At 69.3% G+C, this 16,668-nt stretch carries 14 protein-coding genes and 2 pseudogenes; 11 read left to right on the top strand and 5 right to left on the bottom strand.

Features of this window, described 5'->3' with window-relative positions:
* A partial coding sequence (locus tag ASC60_RS31430) for a DUF6531 domain-containing protein (RefSeq protein WP_107097215.1) occupies nt 1-3,646 on the top strand: 3,646 nt, incomplete at its 5' end.
* Nucleotides 3,643-4,080 (top strand): hypothetical protein, encoded by a 438-nt coding sequence (locus ASC60_RS40040; RefSeq protein ID WP_079038743.1) that lies wholly within the window; start codon nt 3,643-3,645, stop codon nt 4,078-4,080. The genes ASC60_RS31430 and ASC60_RS40040, both read left to right, overlap by 4 nt.
* A gap of 418 nt (nt 4,081-4,498) precedes the next feature.
* Here ASC60_RS40040 and ASC60_RS44230 read toward each other — a convergent pair whose 3' ends face one another.
* Nucleotides 4,499-4,684 (bottom strand): hypothetical protein, encoded by a 186-nt coding sequence (locus tag ASC60_RS44230; protein ID WP_370592988.1) that lies wholly within the window; start codon nt 4,682-4,684, stop codon nt 4,499-4,501.
* A 108-nt stretch (nt 4,685-4,792) separates the two neighbouring features.
* Here ASC60_RS44230 and ASC60_RS44235 point away from each other — a divergent pair.
* Nucleotides 4,793-4,960 (top strand): annotated as a pseudogene (locus tag ASC60_RS44235) (Scr1 family TA system antitoxin-like transcriptional regulator); the annotation flags it as partial.
* On the opposite strand, the pseudogene ASC60_RS44240 reads toward ASC60_RS44235, so the two are convergent.
* Together ASC60_RS44240 and ASC60_RS31440 are read right to left on the bottom strand one after the other, a co-directional pair.
* Nucleotides 4,943-5,029 (bottom strand): annotated as a pseudogene (locus tag ASC60_RS44240) (phosphatase); the annotation flags it as partial. The pseudogenes ASC60_RS44235 and ASC60_RS44240 overlap by 18 nt on opposite strands.
* 3 nt (nt 5,030-5,032) lie before the next feature.
* Nucleotides 5,033-6,217 (bottom strand): erythromycin esterase family protein, encoded by a 1,185-nt coding sequence (locus ASC60_RS31440; protein WP_055556934.1) that lies wholly within the window; start codon nt 6,215-6,217, stop codon nt 5,033-5,035.
* A 77-nt stretch (nt 6,218-6,294) separates the two neighbouring features.
* Here ASC60_RS31440 and ASC60_RS31445 point away from each other — a divergent pair, with 77 nt between their 5' ends.
* Entirely contained in the window at nt 6,295-6,987 is a 693-nt protein-coding gene (locus tag ASC60_RS31445) for a TioE family transcriptional regulator (protein ID WP_055556936.1), read from the top strand.
* Between the two features lie 7 nt (nt 6,988-6,994).
* Here the strand turns inward: ASC60_RS31445 and ASC60_RS31450 are convergent, their stop codons facing one another.
* A complete protein-coding gene (locus tag ASC60_RS31450; RefSeq protein ID WP_055556938.1) occupies nt 6,995-7,882 on the bottom strand; it encodes an aminoglycoside phosphotransferase family protein in 888 nt (295 codons plus the stop codon).
* Nucleotides 7,879-9,093 (bottom strand): MFS transporter, encoded by a 1,215-nt coding sequence (locus ASC60_RS31455; protein ID WP_055556940.1) that lies wholly within the window; start codon nt 9,091-9,093, stop codon nt 7,879-7,881. The genes ASC60_RS31450 and ASC60_RS31455 overlap by 4 nt, the downstream gene beginning before the upstream one ends.
* 74 nt (nt 9,094-9,167) lie before the next feature.
* Between ASC60_RS31455 and ASC60_RS31460 the strand changes: the two genes are divergently transcribed.
* The 7 genes from ASC60_RS31460 (at nt 9,168) to ASC60_RS31490 (ending at nt 16,660) form a co-directional block, all read left to right on the top strand.
* On the top strand, nt 9,168-9,926 hold the full coding sequence (locus ASC60_RS31460; RefSeq protein ID WP_055556942.1) for a DeoR/GlpR family DNA-binding transcription regulator: 759 nt from the start codon (nt 9,168-9,170) through the stop codon (nt 9,924-9,926).
* A gap of 192 nt (nt 9,927-10,118) precedes the next feature.
* Entirely contained in the window at nt 10,119-10,310 is a 192-nt protein-coding gene (locus ASC60_RS31465; RefSeq protein ID WP_009713521.1) for a hypothetical protein, read from the top strand.
* Between the two features lie 39 nt (nt 10,311-10,349).
* Complete coding sequence (locus ASC60_RS31470) at nt 10,350-11,951, top strand: penicillin-binding transpeptidase domain-containing protein (RefSeq protein WP_055556946.1); 1,602 nt, start codon at nt 10,350-10,352, stop codon at nt 11,949-11,951.
* 137 nt (nt 11,952-12,088) lie between these two features.
* Entirely contained in the window at nt 12,089-13,339 is a 1,251-nt protein-coding gene (locus ASC60_RS31475) for an ROK family transcriptional regulator (protein ID WP_055556948.1), read from the top strand.
* Between the two features lie 190 nt (nt 13,340-13,529).
* On the top strand, nt 13,530-14,786 hold the full coding sequence (locus ASC60_RS31480; protein WP_107097217.1) for an ABC transporter substrate-binding protein: 1,257 nt from the start codon (nt 13,530-13,532) through the stop codon (nt 14,784-14,786).
* A gap of 21 nt (nt 14,787-14,807) precedes the next feature.
* A complete protein-coding gene (locus ASC60_RS31485) occupies nt 14,808-15,791 on the top strand; it encodes a carbohydrate ABC transporter permease (protein ID WP_055556952.1) in 984 nt (327 codons plus the stop codon).
* Nucleotides 15,788-16,660, top strand: coding sequence for a carbohydrate ABC transporter permease (locus ASC60_RS31490; protein WP_370592989.1), 873 nt, complete (start codon nt 15,788-15,790; stop codon nt 16,658-16,660). The genes ASC60_RS31485 and ASC60_RS31490 overlap by 4 nt, the downstream gene beginning before the upstream one ends.
* Nucleotides 16,661-16,668 lie beyond the last annotated feature (8 nt).

A 16,668-nucleotide genomic window follows, 5' to 3' on the forward strand; every position in this document is an offset into this window, starting at 1 on the left:
CCCCGAGCTGCTCGGCACGAAGGGCCTGGGCGCCGTTCGTAAGGGGGCCAGGGTCGGCAAGTCCGGTGGTCTCCTGAACAAGGCTCGCGAGGCGATCAAGGGCCGCAAGCGCGGTGATAACACCACCGATAACAAGGACAAGTGCAGCGACGGAACCGACCCGGTCGACCTGGCGACGGGGAAGATGTACCTCCCGCAGACGGACGTCTCCCTGCCGGGTGCGCTACCGCTGGTGTTCCGCCGCCAGGTGGAATCCGGCTACCGGGTCGGCCGGTGGTTCGGCCCGTCGTGGTCGAGCACGGCGGACCAACGGCTGGAGATCGATGCCGAGGGCGTCGTCTTCGTCAGCGAGGACGGTCTGCTGCTGTCCTACCCTCACCCAGCCCCGGATGTCCCGACCTTCCCCTCCGCGGGCCCCCGCTGGCCCTTGGCACGGGACCCCCGCGGCGACTACACGCTCACCGATCCCGCCACCGGCCGGGTCCGCCACTTCAACGGTCCACGGGACGTGGACCCGGGCGGCGACGGGGTCGCCCTGCTGGAGCAGATATCCGATCGCTCCGGCCACTGGATCACCTTCGAGTACGACGCCGAGGGCACCCCGACCGCCATCGCCCACAGCGCCGGGTACGAGCTGAAGCTCAGCACCGCAGAGGGCCGGATCACCGCCCTCCACCTGGCGGGTGCCGCTGCGGACGGTGGCGACCAGGAGCTGATCCGCTACGCGTACACGGACGGCAACCTCACCGGCGTGACGGGCTCCTCCGGCCTCCCCCTGCGCTTCGAATACGACGACGACGGCCGCGTCATCGCCTGGACCGACACCAACGACCGCCGGTACGACTACGTCTACGACCACCAGGACCGCTGCATCGCCGAGGGCGGCGAGGCGGGCCACGTATCGATCCGCATCTCGTACGACGAGGTCGATCAGGCAACGGGCCACCGCGTCACGACGGTCACCACGCCCGAGGGCCACACCACCCGCTACTTCGTCAACGACGCGGGAAAGGTGGCCGCCGAGACCAACCCCCTGGGCCACACCACCCGCACCGAGTACGACCGCCACGACCGCGTCCTGTCCCGCACCGACGCGCTGGGCCGCACCACGACGTTCGCCTACGACGAGGCGGGCCACCTCACCCGGATCACCGCCCCCGACGGCAGTGAATCGACGGCGACATACAACGACCTCGGCCTCCCGACATCCGTCACCGGCCCGGACGGCACCACCTGGACGCAGACGTTCGACGAGGCGGGCCGCCGCACTTCGGCCACCGACGCGGCGGGCCACACGACCCGCTACGCGTACGACTCGTACGGCCACCTGTCGTCCGTCACCAACGCGCTGGGCGAAACGACCCGGGTCCGCTGCGACAAGGCGGGCCTGCCGGTGGAGATCACCGACCCGCTGGGCGCGGTCACCCGCTACGACCGCGACGCCTTCGGTCGCCCCATCACGATCACCGACGCGCTCGGAGCCACCACCCACCTCACCTGGACGGTGGAAGGCAAGCTCACCCGCCGCACCAACCCCGACGGCTCCACGGAAACCTGGACGTACGACGGCGAAGGCAACTGCACCACCCACACCGATGCCATCGGCGGCACCACCGTCTTCGAGTACACCCACTTCGACCTTCTCGCGGCCCGCACCGGCCCGGACGGCGTCCGCTACGAGTTCGAACACGACGCAGCCCTTCGCCTCACCCAAGTCACCAACCCACAGGGCCTGACCTGGTCATACACATACGACCCCGCTGGCCGACTAATCTCCGAGACGGACTTCGACGACCGCACCGTCACGTACGAACACGACGCGGCGGGCCAGTTGCTCTGCCGGACCAACCCACTGGGCCAGACGGTCGCGTATGAGTACGACGGGCTCGGTCAGGTAATACGCAAGACCGCCGACGACCAGGTGACCACCCTCACCTACGACCCAGCAGGCCGCCTGACCACGGCCACTGGACCGGACACCGAGGCGATCTACCAGCACGACCGCTTGGGCCGGCTCAAGTCGGAAATGATCAACGGCCGCGTACTGGCCCACTCATACGACCCCCTGGGCCGCCGCACCCGCCGCGTCACCCCGAGCGGCGCGACGACGACGTACGCGTACGACGCGGCAGGCAACCGCACCACCCTCACCGCCGGTGGCCACACGCTGACCTCCGAACACGATGAGGCAGGCCGCGAGACAACGCGCCGCATCGGCGACACCCTGACGGTCACCAACACCTGGGACCCGCTAGGCCGCCTGACCGAGCAATCCCTGACAGGCACCACCAACGCGTCCCTCATCCAACACCGCGCCTACACCTACCGCGCAGACGGCAGCGTCACCGCTATCAACGACCGCCTGAGCGGCCCCAGCACCTTCGACCTGGACGCGACAGGCCGCGTGACAACAGTCCGCGCCACTGGCTGGACCGAGACCTACGCCTACGACGAGGCAGGCAACCAAACCCAAGCGACCTGGCCCGCGCCCCATCCCACCGCAGCCACCGGCGAACGCACCTACACCGGTACCCGAATCACCCGCGCCGGGGCCATCCGCTACGAGCACGACGATGCGGGCCGCCTCACCCTCCGCCAGAAGACCCGCCTCTCGAAGAAGCCCGACACCTGGCACTACACCTGGGACGTCGAAGACCGCCTCACGACCGTCACCACCCCCGACGGCACGATGTGGCGCTACCTCTACGACCCCTTCGGCCGCCGCACCGCCAAACAACGCCTCGCCACCGACGGCGAAACCGTCCTGGAGCAGACCGACTTCACCTGGGACGGCCCCACCCTCATAGAACAAACCACCACCACCCCAGACCTCCCAAACCCCATCACCCTCACCTGGGACCACGACGGCCTGCGCCCGATAGCCCAGACCGAACGCATCACCGAGGCCACCACCCAGCGCGAGATCGACGCCCGGTTCTTCGCCATCATCACCGACCTCGTCGGCACCCCCACCGAACTCGTCGACGAATCCGGCACCATCGCCTGGCACACCCGCGCCACCCTCTGGGGCACCACCACCTGGGCCACCGACAGCACCGCCTACACGCCCCTCCGCTTCCCGGGCCAATACTTCGACCCGGAAACCGGCCTCCACTACAATTTCCACCGCTACTACGACCCGGAGACCGCTCGCTATACATCGGCAGATCCACTGGGTCTCGATCCTTCCCCCAATCCGGCTACCTACGTCCACAATCCGCAGACCTGGACTGACTACCTGGGGCTTGCCGGAAATGAAGGACTAGAGTGGGCAGATCCTGCAGATCTAAATTTCTCTCAGCGAACCGTGTCACCGAACGACTATGTGGATAAGATGCGGTCTGGGGAGTGGGACTGGGAACGCCCAGGGACAGCCCTGAAGGTCATGGAGGTGGACGGTCAACTTGTATCCTATGACAACCGAAGGCTCGACGCGGCACGCGAAGTGGGGAAGCCCGTAACTATCGAGCGAGTCGACCCGAACGCCGTTCATCCGGACTCGACTACTGGACGAACATGGGCCCAACAATTTCACAGGCGCATGAACTCCGCACGAAACAGAAATGAACTAGGCGAACCAGTCCCTCGACAGGGACTCAAGGAAAGGCCACAGCACGTGCGCAACACGAAATGCAAGGGAAAATGAGCGAAATCGAGCGCCTATGGGGAGATTTTTTGCTCCCTATCAGAGATGCCCTGCACTTCCCTGACGGACATTCCTATGATGTCACTCTCGCCCCTGAGACATCACGTGGACTGCAAATCCTGGCCCCCTTCGACCTCAATGCCATGCTGGCAAGTGACCCGAATTGGACATCTTCCGTTGATGGACTTAACGAACTAGACCTAGAGGGCAGCGGGTTCCTTTGGGCCGGCGAAGGTTCCTACGGCTCAGAGGGCTTCATTGCACGTTTGACTATCGACCGAACGCTAGTTTGGGCGATCTTCTTCGAGGAATCGAATCCGTTCCAAGAAATTCGACTTTCTGGCACCACCGCAACCTTCACCTCGACTTCCGGCATCGACATCACCCTCAATATCGATGATCCGCGAAATCCAATTCCTGACCATCCCAGCTGATACGCTCTGGCATCACGCACGCCGATGCAGCATCTGGCTGCATTAGTCCGCCAGCGCCACCTGGAGCAGGTCGTCCGCTCCCACGAACCGTGGGTGGTCCCGTTTGTGGTGCAACTGGTTGGCGAATACGTGGTGGAGATCCTGGAAGCGATCCGGAGGGGCATTTCCGACGTGGCCACTGCGGGGTCCGCCCAGCGACTCCTGTACGGGGAGTTCATCGCGCGCAACCCCTCGTACTTCGCACGCACGGAGCGCCGGGTGGTGAGCTGCTGGTCCCGTTACTACCGGCCCGAGTACCCGGCGTTCGGTGCCTACCCGGGCTGCCCACTCCTGACAACCTCCGTACTGCTGCGGCCGATCTCACCGGCAGGCCGTGACCTCGCCACACACCAGGACTCACCGGCCCAGACCGCTCTCCCTAAGAGCGATCAGCCTGCGGATCATGCGTCATCGTCGACCCCGCTTGCGTCACCCAGCGACGCGCGGTGATCACGGTGACGTCCTTGCCGGTCGCCGTGGGCCTTGCCGTCCGGGATGACGCGGTCGCGTCGACCAGGAAGAGCCCCATGCCGTCCTTGCTCCGGTCGCTCACCGTGATGCACACGCCGTCCCGCGTTCCCTGGGCGACCATCGTGCACAAACCAAGTGCGGGCCTGTGCTTGGGATCGCAGGGGCATCCGGCCCGCTGTCGGACGACGAAGTGGAGTTCTTCGTGAACTTTCGTCTCGAGCGGCAAGCCATCTTTCAGCGCGACGACCCGCCGCAGTACCTGTGCATCCTGACCGAGGGCGTGGTCCGCCAACAGATCGGCGGACCCCCGATCATGGCGGATCAGCTTCGCCAACTGATGTCCCTGAGCCGAGCCCTCCTCCACGGCAGCCGCGTCCACGATCACGTCCGGGACCGGCAGGCCCGTCCGCAGGAAGCAGCCGCGCACCCCGTGCTCATAGGCTCAGATTTCCCTGACGAAGACGATGGCGTCCATCTGGTCGGTGGTGGCCGGGTCGAGCGGTGCGTAGGTGTGGTCGGCCGGGACGCGGGGCGTCGGCTTGTGGTCGAGGGCCGTGGCCCATCGGCCAGGATCGATGACGGTGCGGGGGTGGGGTAGGGAGGACAGGAGCCCTTCGAGGGTGTCGGAGTGGGGGACGTCGGCGCCGCGGGTGCCGAAGGTGGAGGCGGCGAAGGCGTACTGGTCGCCGAGGCGCGTGGCCATGATGGCGCCCGCGCTCCACCACTGGTACGGCGTGTCGCCGAACCGCAGCTCGCTCTTGGGGCGCTGCAAGTGGCCGTTGTGGGCGAAGGCGAGGGTGGGGCCGCGGCGGGCCTCGCGGCGCATGATGGCGTCGAGGTTGTCGGCCATCATCACGGCGCGCAGCGACAGGAGTGCACCGACGCGGGTGGGCCCGGTGTCGGCCATGCCGGAGTGGTAGCGCAGGAGTCCGGCGGCGGTGCGGGCGTGCAGTTCGGCGTGCCAGAGGTCGTCGGGGGAAGTGGCGGCTGCCAGTTGGGGGGCGTGCGCCGTGAGCAGCGCGCTCAGGTCGTCGACGACCAGGCGCAGCTTCCCGGCCTCGGGGGTGCGGCCGATGGACTGGGCGGGTTCCATCATGGCGTCGGGGTTGGTCCAGCGCTCATCGGGGCCGAGCAGTTCGTCGAGGGTTTCGCGGCTCCAGGGCAGGTCGAGGTGGGCGGCGAGGTGGGCGTACAGGGCGGTCAGCGCGGGGCGGGGGCTGGCGGCGCCGGTGATCTCCAGGGGGCCGTCGAAGCCGTAGAAGCGGAGCCGTTCGTGCGAGGGGCGCTGTTCGTTGTGGGCGCGCATCCAGCGCAGGAGCTCGCGGTTGGCGGGTGAGGCACCGAAGCCGTGGCTGAAGCCTCGGCCCATCGCGTCGTCGAGGGTCCCGGGGCCACCGGCGACGTAGGCGTCGGCGGCCAGGGCCGCCAGGCAGTCGCCCTCGATGGCGATCGAGCGGTAGCCCTCGTGTTCGACGAGGTGGCGGAACAGCTCGTTGCGCAGCTCGGGAAAGGCTTCGACGCCGTGGGTGGGCTCGCCGAGGCCGAGCAGGCGGGTGGCGGGAGACAGGAGCGCGGTGAGGGCGCCGCCGGTGAAGGGACGGGCCGCGTCCCGGATGGTTGGCGTCATGGATTCAACCGTATCGTTGAACCTTCGGTGTAAACTTTGGCGGCTATTTTTCCCACGGGTAAAGGCGAACCTTCAAAATGCGGTTGCGGCCCATCGATCTGGCGCGCGAGCACGGCCTGTCCACACAGGCGGTGCGCAACTACGAGGATGCGGGGATTCTGCCGTCGGCCGAGCGTTCGCCGAGTGGCTATCGCGTCTACGCTCCGCGCCACGCGGCGGCGTTGCGGGCGTTCCTGGCGTTGATCCCCGCACACGGCTATGCGACGGCCGGGGCGATCATGCGGGCCGTGAACGGCGACGCGGTCGAGGAGGCACTACGCCTGATCGACGAGAGCCATACGCAGCTGGCCGACGACCGGCGCACGCTGGAGGACGTGGAGGAGGCGCTGCGCGACCTGGCGCCGCCAAGCGAACCGGAGCCGGGCGTCACCTTCATCGGGCCGCTCGCACGCAGGCTCGGCATCCGGCCCGCGACGTTGCGCAAATGGGAGCGGGCCGGGCTGGTTGTGCCCCAGCGCGACCCGCGCACCGGCTATCGCGTCTACACCTCCGCCGATGTGCGCGACGTGCTGCTGGCCCACCAACTGCGCCGCGGCGGCCACGGGCTGGAGCAGATCGCGCGGGTGCTGGAGCGGGTACGGACGGCAGGCGGACCGGAACCGCTCCAGGCGACGCTACGGGAGTGGCACGACCGGCTGACGGCGCGGGGCCGGGCGATGCTGGCGGGAGCGGCCGCGCTCGACACGTATCTGGGGAGCCGACACACCTGACGGCGGCTCAGCCCTCCCCCAGCACCGCCCGAATAACGTGCCGCGCGTTGCGCGCCATCGGCGGGGTCCTCGTCCGGTGGTACGGCAGGGCAATCAGGGCCTGCGAGAGGGTCCGGGCACGGCCGCGGGTCCAGGTCGCGTCGTCCACGGCGAGGGCCTCCCGGAAGGCCACACGCGCACCCGCAGGTAGCAGGTTCCAGGCCGGGAACAGGTCACAGGCCGGGTCGCCCACCCCCATGCAGCCGAAGTCGATCACCGAGGTCAGTCGGCCACCAGCGTCCACCAGCAGGTTGCCCGGCATCAGATCGCCGTGCAGCCACACCGGCGGGCCGTCATAGGCCGGGGTTCGGAGGGCGTCGTCCCATACGGCGGTGGCGGCGTCGCAGTCGACGCCCTCCTCCGGGATGGCGCGCAGTCGCTCGATCGCCGCCCGGGTTTCCGCGTCGAGCGTGGCGAGGGGGCCGCCGCGGTAGGCCTTCGGGGCGTCCGACAGCGGGATGCTCCGCATCGCCGCCACGAACTCGGCCAGGTCCTTGGCCAGCAGGACGGGTTCGCTCAGCGCGCCCTCCTCGGGGTTCTCCCCCGCCAGCCACCGGTGCACCGACCACGGCCACGGAAACCCTTCGGTGGGCTCCCCGGTCCCCAGCACCTCGGGGATGGCCGTGGGCAGGTGGGGCGCGAGGCGGGGCAGCCACGTCCGCTCCGTCGTAACGTCGGAGGCTCCGCCCGCCACCAGCGGCAGCCGTACGGCCATCTCGTCGCCCAGCCGGTACACGGCGTTGACGGTGCCGCCGGACGGGAACCGCCGCACCGGCAGGTCCGCCCACTGCGGGAACTGACTGGCGATCAGCCGCCGTACAACGGAGTCGTCGAGGTGCGTCCGCCCTGGGCTCATGGGGCACCATCCGATCGCTGGGCGGCGACGGGGGCAATCGATTTTTCATAAGACCGGGCCGGCGCAGGTGCCCGCAGGATGCCCGCCGCGCAGGCGGCGACGACGCAAAAGGCCACCGGGAGGAAGAAGGTCAGGTTGAGGGGCACGAGGTGGGTCAGCGGGCCGATGACGGCGGGGCCTGCGAGCATGCCGAGGTAGCCGAGGCCCGCGACGCGGGAGACGTTGGCGCCGGCGGTGGACTGGTCGGTGTGGCCCGCGGCGCTGAAGAGCTGGGGGACGCAGCCGGAGAGTCCGGCGCCGAACACGGTCCAGCCCAGCAGGGCCAGGGGGCCCCAGGGCGAGAGCGCGGCCACGGTCATGCCGAGAGCGGCCGCGGAGGCGCCGTAGCGGAGGATGGCCACCGGGCCGAGCCGGGCGGCCACGCGGTCGGCCAGCAGGCGTCCGGCCGTCATGGCGGTGGCGAAGGCTCCGAAGGCGAGGGCAGCGGTGGCGGCGGGCGCGTCCAGGACGTTGCGCAGATGGAGCACGCTCCAGTCGTTGGCCACGCCCTCGCACAGCATGATCATCAACGCCAGCGTGGCCAGCGCCCAGATGCGGCGGGGCGTCCCACGGCGGGACTTCGCGGCAGGAGCGTCGGGGTCCGGGGCGGTGGCGGGCCGCCCCAGCAGTGCGCGGGCGGCCACGGCCGCGACGGTGAGGCCGAGGGCCGCCGCCACCGTGAGGGTCGTCGCCGGGCTCCAGCCCCAGCCGAGGGTGCGGGCGCCGACGAGCGAGGCGAGGACACCGCCGAGCGAGAAGGTGGCGTGGAAGGCGGACATGACGGGCCGCCCGTAGCCGCGTTCGACCTGGACGGCGTGGGCGTTCATGCTGACGTCCAGGCAGCCGTTGCCCACACCGAGGGCCAGGAGCGCCGCGCCCAGTGTCCAGGCGTTGGTGGCCAGGCCCGGGAGGATCAGGGTGGCGCTGCACAGCGCCGCGCCGAGCGGTACGACGACGCGGGCGCCGAAGCGGTCGGTGAGGGGACCGGCGAACTGCATGGCCGTGAAGGCTCCCGCGCCGAGGAGGAGAAGGAGCCAGCCGAACGCGGCGTGGCCGATCCCCGCACGGTGCTCGATGCCGGGGATGTGCACGATCCACATCCCCAGGAGGAAGCCGTTCAGGGTGAAGTAGGCGAAGGTGGCCAGCCGGGCTACCCGCAGCGATCTCTGCATGCATCGAACGTAGCGAACGAACTTGATGTTTGTAAGGTTGCCTTTTGGGCATGAAGAGTGTTCAAATCGGCAGCATGGCAGGCACAGAGCGACTGAGGCAGATCACCGAGGCCGTACGGAGCGCGGGCCGCCTCGGGGTCGCGGAGCTGGCCGCACTCACCGGCGCCTCGGAGATGACCATCCGGCGCGACCTGGAGGCATTGGCCGCTCAGGGCGTCCTGGAGCGTTACCGGGGCGGGGCGCGGAGCCTGCTGCTGCGCGGCGAGGAGCCGCCGTTCGCGCTGCGCGCCCAGGACGGGCTGGAGGTCAAGCGGCGCATCGCGGCGGAGGTCGCCGGGCTGATCGCCGACGGGGAGTCCGTCGTCCTCGACAGCGGCACCACCTGCCTGGAGGTGGCCCGGGCGCTGGAGCACCGCCGGGTCACCGTGATGCCGCTGTCCCTGCACGCGGCGAACGCGCTGAGCGGTGCCCCGCAGGTGACGCTGCTGGTGCCCGGCGGCCGGTCCCGGCCGGGCGAACTGGCGCTGACCGGCCCGCTGGCCCAGGCGTCGCTGGCCGCGCTGCGCTTCGACACCGCGGTCATCGGCTGCTGCGGGCTCGACTCCGCGGGCGGGCTGACCGCTTACGACCTGGACGACGCCGCCGTGAAGCGTGCCGCCATCGCCTCGTCCCGCCGCGTGATCGCCGTCACGGAGGCCGCCAAACTCGGCCACACCGCCCTGGCGTTCGTCGCCGCCGCCTCCGATCTGGACGCGGTGGTGACGGACGAGACCGCGGCGGAGGAGGAGACCGGCCGGCTGGCGGCGGCCGGCGTGGTCGTACGGAAGGTATGAACGTACGGGCGCCGGGGCTGGCCTGCGGCGATCCCTGCTTCAAGGGGCCGCAGGGCCGGGGCATATGCCAGAGCGAGGAGCCGGGGAACACTCCCGCAGAAGATGCGTCGTTCCTCACATACGGCGGGTAACACCCCAGTTGAGAGGTTTAGGCCACAGCGCTTGTCAGTGGCTGCCCCTACTCTGTTTCCCATGCGTCCGACTCCTACTCCTCAGAGCCCCGCCTTACTGACCACCTCCACCGACCAGGCCAACGAGGCGATCCGCGTGTTCCTGCGGGCCCGGGCCGGGCGGGCCTTGCGGCCTGCCGAGCGGGCGGAGTACGGGCGGCTGCTCGGGGTGTACACGCGGGCGCTGCGCGGTGAGATGGAGCAGGCGGCCTGACAAGCGGGGCGCCGACCACACCTGGGGGCGGGCGACGCCATGCGTACAGCGGGGAGAGTCGTACTCGGTACGGCGTTAGCAGGGTTCATCGGAGTTGCGGGGATCGGGGGGTACAACCTCTACATGGGGGTGACCGGCGGCAGTGAGTCGTCGGTTCCGGACGGCGCCGTGACGCCGGCCGAAGTCAAGGAAACGGCGCGGGACTTCCTGGCGGCTTGGGCGGACCAGAACGACCTGCGGGCCGCCGCGTTCACCAACGACGCCCAGAGCGCGGGTGCCGCGTTGAGCGGCTATCGCGAGGACGGCCGGGTGGAGAAGCTGACGCTCACGGCGGGCGAAGCGCACAGCAGCACGGTGCCGTTCCGGGTCGAGGCGCAGATCGCCTTCGGGAAGACGCGTTCGACATGGGCGTACGACTCCCAGCTCACCGTCGTGCGGGGCCGGACCACGGGGAAGCCGCTGGTGGACTGGAAACCGGCGGTCATCCATCCCCGACTGACAGCCGGTGAAACGTTACAGACGGGCATGGCGGACCATCAGCCGGTCCGGTTGCTGGACCGGAGCGGCAAGGAGCTGAAGCAGGGGCGCTATCCGTCCCTCGATCCGGTGCTGAACGCGCTGCGGGCGCGATACGGCGACAAGGCCGGTGGCGCCGCCCGGGTCGAGGTGACGGCGGTCAAAGCCGACGGGACGGCCGGCGCGACGCTGCATGTGGTGACGAAGGGCAAGCGGGGGAGCCTGCGCACGACGCTGGATCAGGCGGTGCAGCGGCGCGCGGAGTCGGCCGTGAGCGAGCGGAACGGGGCGTCCGTAGTGGCGCTCAGGCCCAGCACCGGGGAGATCCTCGCGGTGGCCAACTCGGACAAGGCCGAGTTCAACGCCGCGTTACAGGGACAGACGGCGCCCGGGTCCACGTTCAAGATCATCACCGCCGCCGCGCTGCTGGAGTCGGGCAAGGTGACGCCCGCCCAGCCGGTGCCGTGCCCGAAGACGGCGGCGTACGCGCAGGGCATGACGTTCCACAACGTCGAGGAGAGCGAGAATCCGGGCGCCACCTTCGCCCAGGACTTCGCGGCCTCCTGCAACACCGCGTTCGTCTCGCTCGCGGGCTCCATACCCGACGACGGGGTGGCGGAGGAGGCGCGGGCGGTGTTCGGGATCGGGCTGGACTGGCGGGTGGGCGTGACCACGTTCGACGGCTCGGTGCCGACGGAGGGCGGGGACGGCAAGGCCGCGGCGGTCATCGGGCAGGGCACGGTGCAGATGAACCCGCTGACCATGGCGTCGGTGGCGGCCACCGTGCGGACGGGCGCCTTCAAGCAGCCGGTGCTGGTGGCGCCGTCGGTGGACAACCGGAGGCTGGCCACCAGCGAGCGCGGGCTGACCCCGGCGGCCGTGGCACAGCTGAAGGGCATGATGCGGCTCACGGCGACGAGCGGCACCGCGGCGCGGGCGATGGCGGGCCTCGGCGGCGACATCGGCGCCAAGACCGGCTCGGCCGAGATCGACGGGCAGGCGGCGACCAACGCCTGGTTCACGGCCTACCGGGACGACATGGCCGCGGCGGCCGTGGTCACGGCGGGCGGGCATGGCGGTGACGCGGCCGGACCTGTCGTGCGGCAGGTGCTCGAATCCCCCTGAGGGCGGTGGTCCTCGCTTCTGCCCCCGCTTGCCTCTGACGCTTCGTACAAGGGTTGTGCGAAGGGGTTGTCTATGGCCAGGCGCACGCTCTAGCCTGGCGCGGCGTCAGCCGGGAGAGCCACAGAGGGGATTTTGGCGTGAAGCGCACGTCCCGCGACATACGCACCGCCAACCGCTACGGGGTACTGCGCCACATCGTCGCCGAATCCCCGGTGTCCCGGCAGGAGGTGGCCGCGGCGACCGGGCTGAGCCTGGCCACGGTCGCCAATCTCGTCGGCGAGCTGCTGGAGCTGGGCATGCTGGTCGAGGTCGGCTACGAGGACTCCGACGGCGGCCGGCCGCGCGGGCTGGTCGCCGTCAACTCCTCCGGCGGCGCGCTGATCGGGGTGGACGTCGCGGAGACGTACATCCATGTCGAGCTGTTCGACCTGGCCCTGACCGTCCTCGCCCGCGCCGAGGAGGAGTTGCGCCCGGAGCGCCCGGCGGAGAACGACCCGACCAAGGTGGTGGCGCACATCGCCGCCGCCGTGGCGTCCGTGGTCGGGCAGGCGAAGGTCGCGCCCGAGCGGGTGCTGGGGGCCGGGGTCAGCATGCCGGGGCAGGTGGACCGGGAGGGCGGGGTGTCGGTCTTCGCGCCCAACTGGGACTGGCACGACGTACCGCTGCTGCGGATGCTGGCCGACCACATCCCGTACCCCCTGTACCTGGACAACCCGCTGCGCGCGTGCACGGTGGCCGAGCAGTGGTTCGGCGCGGCGCGCGGCCGGGGTGACGCGGTGGTGGTGAACCTCGGTACGGGCGTGGGCGCCGGGCTCGCGCTCGGCGGGACGCTGCACCGCGGGGTCAGCAACAGCGCGGGCGAGTGGGGGCACACCACCCTCATCCTGGACGGGCGGCAGTGCCACTGCGGCAACCGGGGCTGTGTGGAGACGTACGTCGGCGCGCCCGGCATCATGCGGAATCTGCGCGAGCTGAGCCCGGACAGTCCGCTGCTGCGCCCCGGCGACCAGACGGCGACCATCGAGGCCCTGGGGCGGGGGCTGGCGGACGGGGACCCGGTGGCCGTCCAGGTGGTCCGCGACACGGCCCGCTATCTCGGGGCGGGCCTCGCCGACCTGATCAATCTGCTCAACCCGGAAGTGATCGTGCTCAGCAGCTGGGTCGCGGCCGCGCTGGGCGAGGGGCTGCTGGCCGAGGTGCGCGAGGCGGTGGCCGGGCGCGCGCTGCGCCGTCCGCTGGCGAACACCGAGATCGTGCTGTGCCCGATCCCGTCGAACCCGGTGAGCCTCGGGGCCGCGACCTTCGTGCTGGAGGGGTCGCTGGCGTCCGTGGGGCTGAAGCAGCGCCGCACAGCGGCCGTACGGACCCGCGGCGGCAGCCCTTCCTGACGGCGGCGGGGCGTGGGAGCGTTCCCACACCCCGGTTCCGTTCGAAGGCTCGAACCGTCCCGGAACTCCCGCCGGGTACTTCGTCCAACCCCTTGCCGAAGTCTTCGTCTATGGCTAACGTCCCGCTGCACCAACGCACTTGGCCGTGAACCGTGATCGTGATCCGAGACAAGGACATCAGATGTCGGCAATGAACAGAGCCAGGGATGCCAGGGACTGGGACCGCCGCAGCGTGCTGCGCGCCGTCGGCGGGGTGGCCGCCCTGGGCGGGCTCGCCGCCTGCGGTTCGAACACCGGCCGCGCCGGCGGCGACGGCAAGTCGATCAAGCAGATGTACCACGCCTACGGGGAGCAGGGCACCCAGCAGGCCGCCAAGAAGTTCGCCGACGCCTACGACAAGGCGAAGGTCACCATCGAATGGGTGCCGGGCGAGTACGAGTCCAAGCTGGCGACCTCCCTGCTGGGTTCGGGCCGCCCGGACGTCTTCGAGTACCACCCCGATCTGCAGTTGGTGCGCTCGAAGCAGATCGTCCCGCTCGACGACGTCATCGCCGACGTCAAGGACGACTTCCTGCCGGAGGACATCACGGCGAATTCCGTGGACGGAAAGATCTACGGCATTCGCATGATCGATGACCCGCAGTTCTTCTTCTACCGCAAGTCGCTCTTCGAGGACGCCGGGGTCAAGCCGCCGACCACGTTTGACGATCTGATCGACATCGCGCACAAACTGACCAAGGGGAAGGTCAAGGGCCTGTACATCGGCCAGAACCTGAAGACCATCAGCAAGCCGCTCGTCTGGTCCAACGGCACGCACTACCTCACCGAGGACCACAAGATCGCGTACCACACCGATGAGCTGGAGCAGACCCTCACCAAGGCGCGGGAGCTGTACCGGAGCAAGTCGCTGCTGCTGGGCGCCCCGACCGAGACCTGGGACCCGACCAGCTTCGTCCAGGGGCTGTGCGCGATCCAGTGGTGCGGGATATGGGCGATTCCCGCGATCCAGAAGGCGTTCGGCGACGACTTCGGGATCTTCCCCTTCCCCAAGTCCGGCGGCAAGGGTCGCCCGGTGGTCTACAACGGCGGCTGGTCCACGTACGTATCGGCCAAGGCCAAGGACGTCGACGGGGCCAAGGAATTCGTCAAGTGGCTGTGGATCGAGCAGAAGAAGTACCAGCAGGAATGGGCCCTGGACTACGGGTTCCACATTCCCGCGCGCAAGAGCATCGCCGCCGGGGCGGACAAGCTCAAGAGCGGGGTCGCGGCCGAGGCGGTCGAGCTGTTCAACAGCCACGGCATCTTCGACGACCCGTACTGGACCGAGGGCATGTTCAACATCGTGCTCGACGCGGTGGTCAACTCGGTGCGCGACAGCAAGAACCCCGCCGCCGAACTCGACAAGGCCGACAAGAAGATCGAGCGCGAGCTGAAGAAGCTCGGCTAGGCCGGCGGGTCCGGAACTGACATGGCGACCACCACCCCCACCCAGAGCGCCGCCCCCGGCCGCCCGCCCCGCAAGGCGGCTCCCGCCGGACGCCGGCCGCGCGGGCTCGGCGGCAGCCGCGGCCGCACCCTCAACTTCTGGCTGTTCACCGGCCCGTTCCTCATCGGGCTGATCGTCTTCGTCTACGTACCGATCGGCTGGAGCCTCTGGCTCAGCCTGTACAACGCGAAGGGCACCGTCGCTCCCACCGAGTTCGTCGGCCTCGGCAACTACGCCGACATGCTCAGCGACGGCGACTTCGTGGACAGCCTGATCAACTTCACGATCTTCGCCGCGATCATCGTCCCGATCACCTACGCGCTCTCCCTCGCCCTCGCGCTGCTGGTGCACCGCATCCGCTTCATGAAGGCGTTCTTCCGCTCGGTGTTCTTCCTGCCGACCGCGTGCAGCTTCGTCGTGGCCTCGCTGGTCTGGAAGATGTCGATGTTCAACGGGCTGCGCTACGGCATGGTCAACACCGTGCTCGACTGGTTCGGCGCCGACTCCGTCGCCTGGCTCGCCTCGCCCCATCCGCCCTGGTACTGGCTGGTGATCTGCACCGCCCGGCTGTGGCTCCAGTGCGGGTTCTACATGATCCTCTTCCTGGCCGCGCTGCAGAACATCCCGCGCGAGCTGTACGAGGCGGCGGCCGTGGACGGCGCCAAGTCCGGCTGGCAGACGTTCCGCCACATCACCCTGCCGCAGCTGCGCGCCACCTCGGTCGCGGTCGTCCTGCTGCTGCTCATCGCGGCCTACCAGGCGTTCGACGAGTTCTACAACATCCTCGACGAGGGCCGCGCCACCTGGGGCAGGCCGCCACTGGTCGAGCTGTACCTCCAGGCGCTCGGCGCCAACCAGGACTACGGGCACGCCAGCGCGGGCGCCCTCATCCTCGCCCTGCTGATCGCCATGGTCACCCTGGCCCAGGGCAGGTTCCTCGGCTTCGGAAGGGGTGACGACAAGTGACCGTCACGGCGCCCAGGCCCGCCATGGTCAAGAAGCGCACGGCGCGCTCCGTCATGAACGGCACCGGCCTCTACGTCGCGCTCGGCGTGGCGACCCTGCTGTTCCTCGTGCCCTTCTATCTGATCGTCCGCAACGCGCTGTCCACCGACCCGGACATCACCGGTGAGGACTGGGCGTTCTTCCCCACCGACCTGCAGTGGGGGAACGTCAAGGAGCTGTTCGACGACCCCTCCGTACCGTTCGCCCGGGCGCTGTGGAACTCCACCGTGGTGGCCGTGCTGCACACCCTCGGGACCCTGCTGGTGTGCTCATTGGCCGGATACGGCCTGGCCCGCATCCCGTACAAGCACGCCAACAAGGTGCTGTACACGGTGCTGTTCACCCTCATGGTCCCGGCGGCGGTGACCTTCGTGCCGAGCTATGTGCTGGTGTCGTCCCTGGGCTGGGTCTCCTCGCTGCGCGGCCTGGTCATCCCGGGCCTGTTCAGCGGCTTCACCGCGTTCCTCTTCCGCCAGTACTTCCTGGGGTTCCCCAAGGAGCTGGAGGAGGCGGCCCGGGTCGACGGGCTGGGCTACTGGGGTGCGTACTGGCGCATCGTCGTGCCCAATTCGCTCAACTTCTTCGCGGCGATCTCGGTCATCACGTTCATCAGCGGCTGGAACGCCTTCCTGTGGCCCCTGGTGATCGGCCAGGATCAGAGCTCGTGGACCGTGCAGGTCGCGCTCTCCTCGTACATGACCGCACAGACGATCAACATCCATCTGATCTTCATGGCAACGGCCGTATCGATCCTGCCACTTGTGCTCGTCTTCGTGTTCCTGCAGCGCTGGCTCGTGCAGGGTGTGGCACAGACCGGTATCAAGGGCTGACCGAGGAG

Source organism: Streptomyces sp. NBRC 110028 (assembly GCF_001417735.1).
Classification (GTDB): domain Bacteria; phylum Actinomycetota; class Actinomycetes; order Streptomycetales; family Streptomycetaceae; genus Streptomyces.